Source organism: Saccharopolyspora sp. NPDC049357 (assembly GCF_040677225.1).
Taxonomy (GTDB): Bacteria; Actinomycetota; Actinomycetes; order Mycobacteriales; family Pseudonocardiaceae; genus Saccharopolyspora.
In genome coordinates, this window is the sequence record NZ_JBFAQJ010000008.1 from 14,957 (window position 1) to 28,457 (window position 13,501).

14 protein-coding genes are annotated in these 13,501 nt (G+C 67.3%); 11 read left to right on the forward strand and 3 right to left on the reverse strand.

The genetic code is table 11. The features are described from left to right. Nucleotides 1–47: 47 nt before the first annotated feature. Complete coding sequence (locus AB0J91_RS09065) at nt 48–1,544, forward strand: MFS transporter (RefSeq protein ID WP_363865688.1); 1,497 nt, start codon at nt 48–50, stop codon at nt 1,542–1,544. Nucleotides 1,545–1,553: 9 nt separating this feature from the next. Beyond that, nucleotides 1,554–2,687 (forward strand): adenosine deaminase, encoded by a 1,134-nt coding sequence (locus AB0J91_RS09070; RefSeq protein ID WP_363791424.1) that lies wholly within the window; start codon nt 1,554–1,556, stop codon nt 2,685–2,687. Nucleotides 2,688–2,838: 151 nt separating this feature from the next. On the opposite strand, the gene AB0J91_RS09075 is transcribed toward AB0J91_RS09070, so the two are convergent. Continuing rightward, the gene (locus AB0J91_RS09075) at nt 2,839–3,624 is read right to left on the reverse strand and encodes an IclR family transcriptional regulator (protein WP_363865690.1); all 786 of its coding nucleotides are present in this window, start codon (nt 3,622–3,624) and stop codon (nt 2,839–2,841) included. A 152-nt stretch (nt 3,625–3,776) separates the two neighbouring features. Between AB0J91_RS09075 and AB0J91_RS09080 the strand changes: the two genes are divergently transcribed. Together AB0J91_RS09080 and AB0J91_RS09085 are read left to right on the forward strand one after the other, a co-directional pair. Beyond that, nucleotides 3,777–4,583: an Asp/Glu racemase gene (locus AB0J91_RS09080; protein ID WP_363865692.1), complete on the forward strand. Its 807-nt coding sequence runs from the start codon at nt 3,777–3,779 to the stop codon at nt 4,581–4,583. A 25-nt stretch (nt 4,584–4,608) separates the two neighbouring features. Further along, nucleotides 4,609–5,928 carry an SLC13 family permease gene (locus AB0J91_RS09085; protein ID WP_363865693.1) on the forward strand — a complete coding sequence of 440 codons (1,320 nt, stop codon included), beginning with the start codon at nt 4,609–4,611 and terminating at the stop codon, nt 5,926–5,928. A 194-nt stretch (nt 5,929–6,122) separates the two neighbouring features. On the opposite strand, the gene AB0J91_RS09090 is transcribed toward AB0J91_RS09085, so the two are convergent. Beyond that, nucleotides 6,123–6,380: a hypothetical protein gene (locus AB0J91_RS09090; RefSeq protein WP_363791426.1), complete on the reverse strand. Its 258-nt coding sequence runs from the start codon at nt 6,378–6,380 to the stop codon at nt 6,123–6,125. 255 nt (nt 6,381–6,635) lie between these two features. Between AB0J91_RS09090 and AB0J91_RS09095 the strand changes: the two genes are divergently transcribed. The 7 genes from AB0J91_RS09095 (at nt 6,636) to AB0J91_RS09125 (ending at nt 12,380) form a co-directional block, all read left to right on the forward strand. Next, nucleotides 6,636–7,046: a hypothetical protein gene (locus tag AB0J91_RS09095; protein WP_363865695.1), complete on the forward strand. Its 411-nt coding sequence runs from the start codon at nt 6,636–6,638 to the stop codon at nt 7,044–7,046. A 31-nt stretch (nt 7,047–7,077) separates the two neighbouring features. Further along, nucleotides 7,078–7,710: a GAP family protein gene (locus tag AB0J91_RS09100; protein WP_363865697.1), complete on the forward strand. Its 633-nt coding sequence runs from the start codon at nt 7,078–7,080 to the stop codon at nt 7,708–7,710. 103 nt (nt 7,711–7,813) lie between these two features. Then, nucleotides 7,814–8,623, forward strand: a complete 810-nt coding sequence (locus AB0J91_RS09105; protein ID WP_363865699.1) for an IclR family transcriptional regulator — start codon at nt 7,814–7,816, stop codon at nt 8,621–8,623. A gap of 740 nt (nt 8,624–9,363) precedes the next feature. Next, complete coding sequence (locus AB0J91_RS09110) at nt 9,364–10,749, forward strand: mandelate racemase/muconate lactonizing enzyme family protein (protein ID WP_363865701.1); 1,386 nt, start codon at nt 9,364–9,366, stop codon at nt 10,747–10,749. A gap of 3 nt (nt 10,750–10,752) precedes the next feature. Next, entirely contained in the window at nt 10,753–11,886 is a 1,134-nt protein-coding gene (locus AB0J91_RS09115) for a TRAP transporter large permease subunit (protein WP_363865703.1), read from the forward strand. Beyond that, the gene (locus tag AB0J91_RS09120; protein ID WP_363865705.1) at nt 11,820–12,104 is read left to right on the forward strand and encodes a TRAP transporter large permease subunit; all 285 of its coding nucleotides are present in this window, start codon (nt 11,820–11,822) and stop codon (nt 12,102–12,104) included. The genes AB0J91_RS09115 and AB0J91_RS09120 overlap by 67 nt, the downstream gene beginning before the upstream one ends. Nucleotides 12,105–12,125: 21 nt before the next feature. Further along, entirely contained in the window at nt 12,126–12,380 is a 255-nt protein-coding gene (locus tag AB0J91_RS09125; RefSeq protein WP_363865707.1) for a hypothetical protein, read from the forward strand. 87 nt (nt 12,381–12,467) lie between these two features. On the opposite strand, the gene AB0J91_RS09130 is transcribed toward AB0J91_RS09125, so the two are convergent. Beyond that, nucleotides 12,468–13,391, reverse strand: a complete 924-nt coding sequence (locus AB0J91_RS09130) for a LysR family transcriptional regulator (protein ID WP_363865709.1) — start codon at nt 13,389–13,391, stop codon at nt 12,468–12,470. Nucleotides 13,392–13,501: the final 110 nt, after the last annotated feature.

The following is a 13,501-nucleotide window of genomic DNA, read 5'->3' on the forward strand; positions in this document are numbered from 1 at the left end:
GACGAGGCGAGGCAGAGCGGCTAAACCTGTCCGCCAACACCCGGAACATGTCAGACAAGTCGATCGACATTCCGGGGCCGCAGCACCAGGACGTCCGCTGCCCACCCTCGAATCACCTCAACGCGGAGGTTCCCATGACCACGGTTGGCGCCTCATCGCCCACCACCAGCGCATCACCGATGCGCACCACAGCCCTGCTGACCGCGCTGGTCCTCGCGGTCGCCGGGTACCAGATCAACGCGACCATGCTCGCGCCCGCGCTGCCGAACGTGATCGACAGCTTGGACACCACCAGCGGTGCCGGTGGCCTCTCCCAGACGCTGTTCTTCCTGTTCTCGGCGGTCGGCCAGGTGACGCTGGCGCGGCTCAGCGACTACGTCGGCCGCCGCCGGATGCTCCTGGTGACGCTGCTGGTGGCACTCGTCGGAGAGCTGATCTGCGTTCTCGCGCCGAACATCGAGCTGTTCATCATCGGCCGGAGCCTGCAAGGCGTCTCCGCGGCGACGTTCACGCTGGCCTACCTGACGCTGCACGAGTCCCTCCCGCCGCGGAAGTTCGGCCGGTCCCTGGGCATCATCACCGCCGTCAACGGCGGCATCGCCGGCGTCGACACCGTCATCGGCGGTTCCGTCGCCGACTCCGTCGGATTCCGCGGGATCTTCCTGATCACCGGCCTGATCACGGTGATCGCCCTGGTCGCGGTGCACTTCTGGGTTCCCGCCAGCGGAACCGCAACGGGACGGATGGACTGGACCGGCGCGGCCCTGCTCGGCCTCGGGCTCACCGGCATCCTGCTCGCGCTGAACGAAGGCAGCAGCTGGGGCTGGTCGTCGGTGCCCACGCTGGCGCTGCTCGTCGGAGGCGTGCTGGCCCTGGCGCTGTTCACGGTCGTGGAACGCGGCAACCGGAACGCGATCATCGACACCTCGGTGCTGGCCTCGCGAAGTGGCTGGCCCCTGCTGCTGACCACGATCTTCACCCTGGCCGGGGTGTTCGGGATGCTGAACTTCACCATCCCGCTGCTGACCCAGACCGCGGGCGAGGGCTACGGGCTTTCGGCGACGATGTCGGCCCTGCTGTACCTCACCCCCGCTTCGGCGCTCGGCGTCGTCGCGGCCCCGCTGGTCGGGCACTTCGGCCCCCGCATCGGATGGCGGCGCTCGGTGCTGATCGGGGCCGTCGGCACCGCGGCCGCGCTGGTGCCGCTGGTGCTCGTGCCGCAGTCACCGGTGGTCACCTTCGCCGCGCTCGCGACGCTCGGCATCACCTACACCGGATACATGCTGACCGCGCTCAACGGTCTCGCCGTCGCGCTCGCGCCGGAGGACAAGCCCGGATCGCTGCCCGGGCTGAACGGCGCCTGCTTCGGCGTCGGCGCCTCGCTGGGCATCGCCGTCGCCGCCAGCGCCGTCACCTCGACCAGCGGCGACGGCGCGCCCACCTTCGACGCCTTCCACGCCGCGCTGTGGACCGCGGGCGGCTTCGTCGCCCTCGCGCTGGTCACGGCGCTGCTGATCAAGACCCCGAAATCAGAGAAGAAGTAGGAGGAGCACGTGACCGACGTACCGACCGCCGACCAGATTCGCCGCACCCCGAAGGTGCTGCTGCACGACCACCTCGATGGCGGGTTGCGGCCAGAGACGGTCGCGGAACTGGCCGAGCAGCAGGGCTACGACGCGCTGCCGGCCACCGGTGCGGATGACATCCGCAAGTGGTTCGCCGCGGCGACCGAAGCCGGTTCGCTGGAGGAGTACCTGGAGCGCTTCACCCACACCGTTGGCGTCATGCAGACCGCGCACGCCATCAGCAGGGTCGCCGCCGAGTGCGCCGAGGACCTGGCCGCGGACGGCGTCGTGTACGCCGAGGTCCGCTACGCCCCGGAACTGAGCACCCAGCAGGGGCTTTCGCTGGAGGAGGTCGTCGAAGCGATCCTCGACGGCTTCCGCCGCGGCGCGGCCCAGGCGCGCGCGGCCGGCAACCGCATCCGCATCGGCGTCCTGCTGTGCGCGATGCGCCAGGAGCTCAGGGCCAGGGAGATCGCCGAGCTCACCGTGAAGTACCGGGACGCGGGCGTCGTGGGATTCGACATCGCGGGCCCGGAAGCGGGATTCCCTCCCACCCGATCGCTCGAGGCGTTCGAGTACCTGCGCAGGGAGAACTGCCACTTCACCATCCACGCCGGTGAAGGGTTCGGGCTGCCGTCGATCTGGGAGTCCATCCAGTGGTGCGGCGCGGCCCGGCTGGGCCACGGCGTGCGCATCGTGGACGACATCGAGTTCGCCGAGGACGGCAGCGCGCAGCTGGGCCGGCTGGCCTCGTTCGTCCGGGACCGGCGCATCCCGCTGGAGATGTGCCCGCGCTCGAACGTGCACACCGGCACGGTCCCGTCGGTGGCCGAGCACCCGATCGCGCTGCTGCGGCGGCTGAACTTCCGGGTCACGGTGAACACCGACAACCGGCTGATGAGCCAGACCTCGATGTCGGAGGAGTTCGGCGAGCTCGTGGACAACTTCGGCTACTCGCTCGACGACCTGCAGTGGTTCACGGTCAACGCGATGAAGTCGGCGTTCATCCCGTTCGACCAGCGCCTGGCGCTGATCAACGAGGTCATCAAGCCCGGCTACGCGGCTCTGCGCTCGGAGGCCCTCTTCGGCCCCGTCGCCGAGCACACCCCGGCTCTCGCCTGAGCACACCGCGGTCACGCGGCACTCCCGAGCCTCCGCCCGGGAGTGCCGCATCCGCGGCCACCCCGGCACGGGCGCGGTCGCACGGTCTTCATGACCACCTGATGCGGCCGCGAGAGGGAAACGCCTCTGGCGCATCCCATCTCGGACGCGGTCAGGCGGGATGGATCTTGCTCGGGTGATACCCGAGTGCGGTGCTGGCGTCGTGCCCGGCGGCGACGACCAGGGGCGCGATCTCGTCGACATCGTTCTCGGTGACCCGCTGCGTCGGCGCTCCGATTCCGAGCACCGCCGCCAACTCTCCCGCGTGGTCGAACACCGGCGCGCTGATCGAGCCGACGCCTTCGTGCCGCTCCTCGAAGGACGCCGCGTAGCCCTGGGCCCTGGCGAGCTCGACCTGCGCGTCCAACACGTCGATGTCGATCGGCGTGTGCGCCGTGTACCTCGACAGCCCTTCCCTGACCACGTCCGCACGCGCTGCGGGGTCATGGGCCAGGAAGACCTTGCCCGGGGCACCGGCGTGCAGCGGCATCACCATGCCGACTTTGAACAGGCGCATCACGATGTGACGTGTTTCCGCCACGGCGATCACCGTTCTGAACGCTCCGTCGCGCACGTAGAGGCACGCGGTCTCGCCGGTCTCGTCGCACAACCGCTGCAGCACCGGCTTCGTTCGCTGCACGACGTCGAGCCCGAACGTGCCGGGCGCCGCGAGCTGCACCAGCGTCAGCCCGATCCGGTAGCGGTCCCCGGAGCGGTCTAGGAAGCCCTCGCGCACGAGGTTGTGGACCAAGCGCTGGCACGTGCTCTGATTCAACCCGCTGAGCTGCATGATCTCCCGCAGGTTCGGTTCAGGGGCCGATACGGAGAAGCAGTCGAGGATCCGCTTGATCTTCTCGAGCACCAGCAGCGGCGGAGTGCCTGGACCTCGCTCGGTCACCTCTGCGCGCCCCTCTCGGAAAGTCTGGAACCGGCGCGCTCGCGCCGCGGTCTTGACATGGACTATAGCAATTCACATTATGAGTCCGTGACTCACGATGTAATGATCGTGAGAGGTCGGAGCCACCTGGCCCGCGACGAATGAGGAGAACCATGACCACTCAGCACCGCGCCTGCGACAGCGACTCCCCGGCGAAGCTGCCCGGGGTCTCCCGGATCGGGCTGATCGTGCCGAGCTCGAACACCACGATGGAGACCGAACTCCCCGAGCTGTTCCGCAGGCAAGCGGCCGCGACGGGCCACGCCTACACCTTCCACTCCGCGCGCGCCGGGATGCGGACGGTCAACAAGGAAGAGCTGGCGGCCATGGTCGGGAAGGCCGCCGACTGCGCGACCGCGGTCTCCGACGCCCAGCCGGACGTCATCGCCTACGCCTGCCTGGTCGCGGTCATGGCCCAGGGACCAGGGGCGCACCGAGAGTCCGAGCAGATCATCGCCGACGCGGCCAGGAACAACGGAAACCCCGCCCAGGTCGTCAGCAGCGCCGGCGCACTGGTCCGCTCGCTGACCGAGATCGGCGCGAAGAAGGCCGTCATGGTCACCCCGTACATGCGTCCGCTCACCGCGACGGTGCGCCAGTACATCGAGAGCGAGGGCATCGAGATCCTCGACGACATCAGCCTCGAAGTGGAGAACAACGTGGCGGTCGGCAGGCTGGATCCGGAGAAGCTGCCCGCCATCGCCGGGGACCTGCGGCGCGAAGGCGCTGACGCGGTGATCTTGTCCGCCTGCGTGCAGATGCCCTCGCTCGCCGCCGTCCAGCGCGCGGAGGACGAGCTCGAACTGCCGGTGATCACCGCGGCAACGGCCACGACCCACGAAATCCTGAAGGCGCTGGGGCACCAACCGGCCATTTCAGGTGCCGGGAGTCTGCTCGCCGGCCCGAACTCCGCTCTCTGAACTCGTCCACTCCGAAAGGACAACGATGTCCCTTGTGGCTGCTTCCTTCCTGATCTTGGTGGCCGCGTTCCTCGTGGGCGCGGTCACCAACATCAACGCCGGTCTCATCGCCATCGTCGCGACCTTCGGGGTCGGGCTGCTGCTGACCGACCTCGACACCGACACCATCATGGGCTTCTTCCCCGCCGACCTGTTCTTCATCCTGGTCGGCGCCACCCTGCTGTTCTCGATCGTCCGCGTCACCGGGACGATCGACATGCTCGCCGCGTGGGCTGAACGGCTCACGGCCGGGCGGCGCTCCCTCGTGCCGGTCATCATGTTCGCGCTGACCGCGCTGCTGGCGACCGCCGGAGCGTTCACGCCCGCGGCGGTCGCGATCGTCGCTCCGGTCGCTCTCGCTCTCGGGCGGCGCTTCGGGATCAGCACCCTCGCGATGGGCCTGGTCATCGTCCAAGGCGCCAACGCGGGGGCCTTCTCACCGGTCAACCCGTTCGGCGTGGTGGCGAACGAGATGCTCGACGCGGCCGGTGCTGCGGACGGCTCCCTGCGGCTCTACCTCTACTGCTTCGTCTTCAACGCGTTCCTCGCGGTGGGCGGCTACGCCGCCGTCCAGGCGTGGACCGTCCGGCGACGTGCGAAGCACGGAGGTCCGGACGCTGACGACCACCCAGTCGTCGACGACCCCGAACTCGCCGGTGGCGGCGGCACCGCAGTCGCGACCCGGGTCGAGCCGGTGACGGCCGCCGAGGTCACCCCCATGCGGTTGACGGTCCTCGGTGGTGTCGCAGCGCTGCTGCTGCTGACGTTGGTGTTCAACCTGGACGTCGGGGTCTCCGCACTGGTGATCTCGCTGGCCCTCATCGCGTTGCGGCCCGGCATCCAGAAGCCGGCCATCGAGGGACTTCCGTGGTCGGCGGTGCTGCTCGTCACGGGCATCGTCATGTACGTCGGTCTGCTGAAGGAGATCGGCGCGATCGACGCGCTGGGCAACGCCATCGAGGGTGCGGGTGCCAGCTCGACGGCGACCCTGGCCACCAGCTACGTCGTCGGCGTCCTGTCCGCTTTCGCCTCCACGACCGGCACTCTCGGAGCGATCAGCCCGGTCGTGGCGCCGCTGGCCGCGGATCCGGTGCTGGGACCCATCAGCGTCATCACCACGATCGCGATCGCCTCGTCGGTGGTGGACGTCAGTCCTATGTCGACGAGCGGTGCCCTGCTGCTCGCGAGCGCGGAACCCAAGAACGAGAAGCCGTTCTTCCGCATGCTCCTGATCTGGGCCGTCGCGATGATCGCCATCGTCCCCGGTCTCGCGTGGCTGGTCTTCGTCCAGCTCGGCATCGGCTGATCGCGCGCGGTCGCGGCACCTGGGAACAGCCACGGCATCCGATCGGCCGACGGCTCGAAGCCGGGAAGATCGCCTTCCGAATCACCCGGCCGACGCCCGCTGCGGAGGGCGGCCACCTCCCTGAGCGGGCGTCGGCACCGACCTCGCACCCCACCAGCACCAACGGCTCAGCCCAGCACGTGCAGGACTGGCGGCTAGTTCTCGAGCTGGGGGTGCTGCTCGTTCACGACTGACGCGTCGCGCCCGGTCTCGGCGAATTCCGCCACGAAGGTCCGGTGAACCTGATGCGCTCGCTGCAGGGTCAGGCAGCGGCGGACCGGCTTGGCGGACCTCGCTCCAGGTTCCGCGATCGTCGTCTCGTACTCCTCCTTGCCGGTCACCGGGTCGACCCCGATCCGAGCTGTGGAGAACACCCAGGTCTCGATGCCGATCGTCACCTCGGTCCGCAACATGACCGAGCAGCATACCCCACTGGCCGCACGGCTCGATGTGGTTGTCCGACCCAACATCCGCTCGAGTTCGGTTTCAACCATCACCGCGCGCAGGTGGGCACAGCACCTGCACGAGCGCCTGTGAACGAATTACTCACCGCGGGCCGCCTCGTCAGGTCTTTTTACCCTGGCGACGCATCGGGGGCAGATCACACGGTGGATGGGGCCGACGGCAGATCGCCCCGGCACTCACGCCCCACCCCGGAGGAGTTCGTCATGGCTACGCATGGAGCCCATCCCGCGCGCACCGGCTGGGTCGGCTGGATCTACTTCAGCGCGATCGTGATGGTGGCGGCCGGAATCGTGCAGGTGATCAACGGGTTGATCGCGCTGGCGGAATCGGGGACGACGTACCTGCTGCCGTCCGGGATGGCGGTGCAGGTCAGCTTCGCCAGCGTGGGCGTCAGCTTCCTGGTCATGGGCGTCGTGCTCGCGGCCGCCGGGATCGGCGTGATGAGCGGCAAGACGTGGGCCCGAGCAGCCGCGATCACGCTGGCCGTGCTCAGCGTGCTGGGCAACGTCGCGTTCTTCACCGCCTACCCCCTCTGGTCGGCGATCATCATCGTGCTCGACGTCCTGGTGATCTACGCGCTGGCGGCGCACGGCCGGGAGCTGCGGCGCAGCTGACCGAGGAGTACCGGAGAGGAAGGGAGCAGATGTGGGCCTGCAAGTGCTGCCGCTGGCGATCACGATGATGGCCGGACCGCAGATCATGTCCGCCATCGTCTTCGTCACCACAGGGCGCGCGGTTCGGGTCTCGCTCGCCTTCCTCTCCGGTGTCCTCATCGCCACCGTCGCAGGGGTCTCGATCACCCGCGAACTCGCCGCCCTGCTCGGCAGCGCGCTTCCCGCCGGGGGTCTGCAGTCCTCCAGCCTCGGAAAAGGAATCCAAATAGGACTGATCGGCCTGCTGGCGCTGCTCGCCCTCAAGAACTACCTCGGTCGCAAGACCGCACGACCACCGAAGTGGCTGGGCACGCTGATGTCCGCCTCACCGGCCACCGCGTTGAAGACCGGTCTGCTGGTCATCCTCGCGATGCCCTCGGACATCCTCATCATGCTGACCGTCGGCGCGAACCTCGAACACCACAAAGCGGGACTCGGCGCCGCACTCCCCTTCATCGCGGCCACGCTCCTGGTGGCGGCCCTCCCGCTGCTGCTCTACCTCGCGTTCCACAAGAAGGCGATCACAGCCATGCCCGCGGTCCGCGACTGGATGAACACCCACAGCTGGCTGGTCAACATCATCGTCTGCGGCATCTTCATCACCCTCGTCGCCACGGGCACCTGATCTCGCCGGGCAAGGCCCCAGCGAGGGTTGGCCTGCTGCGGGAACGAACGGTGCGGGCGGCGCTACGAGGTCTCGGGCTGGCGCGTGTGCGACCATTCTTGACGTGACAGAGTCGATGTCGAGCCCGAGCAGAACCGGCGCGCAGGCCGTCGAGCGCGCGCTCACCGTGCTGCGTGCCCTCGAGGACAGCGAAGATCCCCTCGGCGTCACCGAACTGGCCCGGCAGACCGAGCTGACCCTCAGCACGGCCCACCGGCTGGCGAAGACCCTGACCGAGAGCGGACTCCTGGCCCAGGACCCGATCACCGAGCGCTACCAGCTCGGTCCGACCCTGGTCGCCCTCGGCGAGAAGGCCGCTCAACGCCTCGGGTACGACCGGGTCCTGCCGTTGCTCCGCGAGCTGTCCGCGGCCACCGGCGAATCCATCAACCTGGGCATCCGCACCGGAAACGACGTCCACGTCGCACTGCACGTGCCCTCACCGCAACCGCTCCGGTTCGACCAGCCCGCCGGCACCGCGGTGCCGCTGCACGTGTCGGCGATGGGAAAGTGCCTGCTCGCCCACGTCGGCGAGATCGACGACCAGGTCGACGGTCTGGGCAACCTCACGCGCGTCACCGACCGCTCGATCACCCAGCGCAACAAGCTCAAGGCCGAGCTCGAACTGGTGCGGCAACGCGGCTGGGCCCTCAACGACGAAGAGCGCAACCCCGGAGTCCGCGCGATCGCCGTGCCGGTGCTGCGCGACGGGACCGCCGTCGCCGCGATCGCGGTCCAAGGCCCCACGATCCGCCTCACCGAGGACCGCCTCGACGACATCGCCGCCCAGCTGCGCAGCACGGCCCAGACCGTGGCCCCGGGACTCGGCCGAAAGGTCATCGATCAGACCGTGAGCGAATCGGACCCGACGTAGGAAAGGCGGTAGCCCGCACCCGGGTGGTCGTCCGCAACGTTCGCTGCCCCCGGGTCACCACCTCGGGCCCATGCTCAGGGCCACGAGCACCGCCTCGAGATGGCTCCGGCACACCGTCCGAGCGCTATCAGGCCCAGGGCTGGCGCGAGTGCCGACGGCGTCGCATATCCAGGTGCCGGTGCACGGGTTGCGGTACACGTGCGGCGCCAGTCGGTGCGAAGACTGCTGCGTGATCTGGGACGAGTGCATGATCGGACCGTTCTGGGTGGCGCAATGCGCGAAGCGGACACCCCCAACGTCCTCCACCGCACCAGCCCCGAACAGGGGATAATTACCAACGGACCTGTGCAGTTTGCCCCGGGAGCCTCCGGCCGTCCTCGCAACCGGCTGCCACGACCCGACCTGCGTAATCGCACGGCTGTGAACCAGACCCAGGCCGAAAGACCTCGAACAGGTCCCCGCAGAACGGATCAGGCGAGGCGACGAACTCACGGGCACCGTGACCGTGACCTGCACCCGCTGCCACCACGGCCCGAAACGCACCAGCAAACCGCCAAATCCTCCGCACCTGCCGAAAAGGCCTGGGCCGGGGCATCCGAACACAGGCGAGCACGCGAAGCCGCGTGCACCCGCTCAACCCCTGAGGCCGATAGCAATCCCCTTCTGCGAGGTCGTGTCATCCAAAGGTAGCGGCGGCTAGTATTCTGATTCCTGATAAATATCATTGATATTATCATCTTGTGCCATGGTTTGGCCTCTGCCAAACTGCATTCGCAGCGGGTACAGCGAATGGAGCAACGCAGAATGGCCGTATAGGGACGCAGTCGGTCAATGCCGATTACCGGAAGGTTGATCTGCATTTTGGGCGTCCCGCCACGAACTCGCCGCAAGCTTCAGCGATCCATTCTGAGCGCGACAAGAATTCGTGGCCGATTGCTGCGCGCTACGACCCCGGAAGAGAAACCAACCACCAAAGGAATTCCATGAAGATCGTCTCCGTGTCCGCGCGCAATGTCGGCGTGCCGCTCGCGGTTCCCACTCGTATCGCCACCCGAGAAATTCGGGCCCGCCACTACCTCCTCGTCTCAGTACGCACTGAAAGTGGCATCGAGGGCGTCGGGTACGCGTACTCAGGAACGGTCGGAGGCGACACTCTGGTCAAAAGCGTCGACGACATCATCGCTCCGCTCATCATCGGCGAGGACGCCCACGACACTTCCGGGATTTGGGCACGGGTTTATCAAGAAGGACTTCTCGCCGGTCGTCGAGGTCTCCTGATTCGCGCGCTGTCCGCAGTGGACGTCGCGCTGTGGGACGCGAAGGCCAAGGAAGTTGGGCTGCCGCTGGCCACCTACCTCGGTGGCGACGTCCACCGCCCAGTCCCCGCCTACGCGTCGGGCGGCTACTACCTCGCGGGCGACGACAACCCGGTCACATCGGTGATCCGGGAGATCGAGCTCAACCGCGAGCACGGCTTCACCGACCACAAGATCAAGGTCGGCGGACTGCCGGTCGCCGAGGACGCGGCTCGGATCACCGCAGCGTTCGACGTCATCGGCAACAGCGGACGCCTCTCGATCGACGCCAACAACGCTTACCGCACGGTCCCGGAGGCGCTCGCGGCCATCCGCGCCTTCGAACGGGCGGCAGGCGATCACCAGATCTGGTGGTACGAAGAGGCGCTTTCCCCGGACGACGTGGCGGGCCACGCCGACCTGGTCCGCCGAGTGGACACACCCATCGCCACCGGCGAGATCCATCAGACTCGCTGGGACTTCCGCCAGATCATCGAGCAGCGCGCCGCGGACATCCTCCAGGTGGACGTGGGGGTCGTCGGTGGCATCACCGAGTACCTCAAGGTCGCCTTCACCGCCGAGACGTTCGGACTGCCATTAGCACCGCACTGGCACGCCAACGTGCACGCGCAGCTCGCGGCAGCATCGACCAACACCATGGTCGTCGAGCACTTTCTGCTCGACAAGGACATCTACAACTTCGAGCGGCTCCTCACCGAGGAGACCCGCCTCCGGTACGCGGACGGGAACGTCGTCCTCAGCGACCGTCCCGGCATCGGGATCGAGTTCGACGAGGAAGCGATCAGTTCGTACAACGAGCGTCTGGGCTGACGGATGAGCGAATACACCGGCGTACTCGCACTCGCGGCTTTCATCTGCGCGATCGTGATCTGGAACGTTGCCTTCAAGCGCAACATCGGCGAGTCGATGTTCATCGGGTTCGTGGTGACCGCCCTGTTCGCGGGGACCGACTTCTTCTCCGCCCTCTGGGCCGGGCTCACCGACGGTCTCACCAATGAAGTCACTTACGCTGCGCTCGCCTTCGTGGTGCTCGGTGAGCTCCTGGTTCGCACCGGCATCGTTCAACGAATCGTGGACGTGCTCAGCTCGATGATCGGCCGAATCCGAGGCGGATCGGTCTACGCGGCGACACTGGGCTCCGCGCTCTTCGGCGCGGTGGCTCACAACGGCGCCGCCACTGCCGCGACCGTCGGGTCCATCACCATCCCCTGGATGAAACGGTCCCGCGCCTCAGGAGAAACCGCAGCAACCGTCCTCGGCGGCAACGCCGGCATCGGAGCTGTCTTCCCCTTCAGCGGATCGTTCTTCTTGCTGCTCGCGGCACCCACCGTCGTCGGACAGCTCGCGGCCGACGACGTCATCCTCACCGCATTCATCGCCGCGATCTGGTTCCTGCTCTCGCGGCTCATCGCTGCCTACTTCCTGATCCGCAATCGTGGTGTCGGGGCCATGTCCGCGACGGATATCAAACCGCTCTCGAAAACGCTCGCGGTCGGCTGGTCATCCTTCGTCGTCCTTCTCGCGATCGCTGTTCCCATCCTGGCGACCAGTGGAGCGAGCGGTGAAGCGGTGACCGAGCGCATCGGCTCAGAAGCCGCCGACACGATCCCGGTGCTCTTCTGGCTACCCGTCGCCATGTTGATCCCGGGGCTCATCGTTGGTCGCAAGCTCCTCCCCAAGACCGGTGTGGCGTGGTGGAAGTTCCTCGGAGAGGTCAGTCCGAACCTCGGCTTGGTCGCTGTCACCATGATCTCCGCGTTCTCGGCTTCGGAGGTCATCTCCAACCTCGGGCTCGGCGAGCAGCTCGCACCGCTCCTCGAGCAGCTGGGGGCGTCCCCGCAGTTCTGGCCGCGATCATCGTCGGTTTTCTCATCATCATCGTGGCCGGACCGCTCAACTCAACCGGAACGGTCGCCGCGGTGGGCGGCGTCGGTTACGCGGCACTGACCGCTGTCGGGGTCGCTCCGGCACCGGCTTACGCAGCGATCATCGTGTGGGCCGCGTCAGAAAGCGCATCCCCTCCGGGCGCGGCACCGCTCTACGTCGCTTCCGGCATCGCCGAGTGCAACCCCGTGAAGACGTTCAAACCCGTAGTCCTCTACTACCTGGTCCCCACTTTCGCACTCGGCGTGCTCATCGCGGTCGGCGCCGTCTGGGTGCCCTGAGACAGCGCAGGAGGAAAGGCCATGAGCACGCTCCTATCCACGGCATCCCGCATCTGCATCATCGTTCTGGTTCTCGGCGGAGCAGCCGTCACATTCACCCAGGTCGCCGGCATCGCCCTCGGCGATCCGGAGGTCGTGATGTTCGCGGGCACGGCACTTCTCGATCCCGTCTGCGTCATCGCGGGATTTGCGGGGATCTTCGCCTACCTCCGGACCTACACGCGAGCAGGCAAGGCCGAAGCGGAGAGTCAGGACGCCCGCACCGGCGATGCCTGATCGCGCATTACCAAGACGTGACCGGCCCCGTCTCGCACCTGAGACCGGGGCCGGTCACGTGGGATCACCGATGCGGCGACTCGTCCGCTACCGTTCCTCCGCCGCTATCGGCACAGGCGTGGGGTTCGCGCGCATCAGGGCAACGATCGCATTCGCTTGATCCGTCAAGGCCCGTGCCAGCGACCAATTCACGTAGACCTCGCGCACGGCGGAGACGTGGTCGATTGTTCGCAGCACCACATCATGGTTTCGAGACACCGCAACGGGCAGCTCAGTGGTCAGCCCGATACCCGCACCGCTTTCCACCAGGGCGAGAAGCGACTGCGGATGCCGCACCGAGTGCGCCACCTCGGGATACCCACCGAGGTCACGCCAAAGCGGATGTCCGAGAAGCGTCTCCGGCTGGAAGCGGCCCGTCATGATCACCCGCGCATGCACGATCTTCTGCGGATCGAGCGGCTTCTCAGGCTCCTCCGCCCAAGGGTGATCTCGGGGAACGACGATCAGGAACTTCTCCTTCCAGAGAAATTCCATACCGAACCTGCGCGGCGACAGCGGCGGTTCGGCCTGCCGGAGGAAGACGTCGAATCGGCCGGAGTCCGCGGCGCTCTCCATCTCGCCGCCCGCCATCTCCTCGAGCACGATCTCAATTTCCGGGTACGTCTCGCGAGCAAGGCTGAGAAGACGAGGAAGATAACCGGCAGATGCGCTCGGATACGTGGCGATGGTGACGACTCCCCGCGTCTGTGGCTTGGCGACCCTGCGCAGATGCTGCAGGCCGGAGTCAACTTCTCCGAGTATGAGACGAGCGTGCCGGATGAATCCGGATCCCGCAGGCGTGAGACGCACCGGGCGCGTACGGCGATCGACCAGAAGAACCCCGAGCGAACCCTCCAGATCCTTGATGTGGCTGCTGACGGTCGGTTGAGAAAGCCCGAGCTCAACCCCGGCCTGCTGAAAGCCACCGTGGTCGACCACGGCCACGAACGATTCCAGCCAACGCAACTCCACAAGCCGGTATTATTACACAGGCAAATACTCCACACCCGCAGTATCGATGTTCGTCGAGGCTTCTGCGCGGACGAGCTCGACGGCCTCCGGCCCGCCTCGCCCAATGGCTC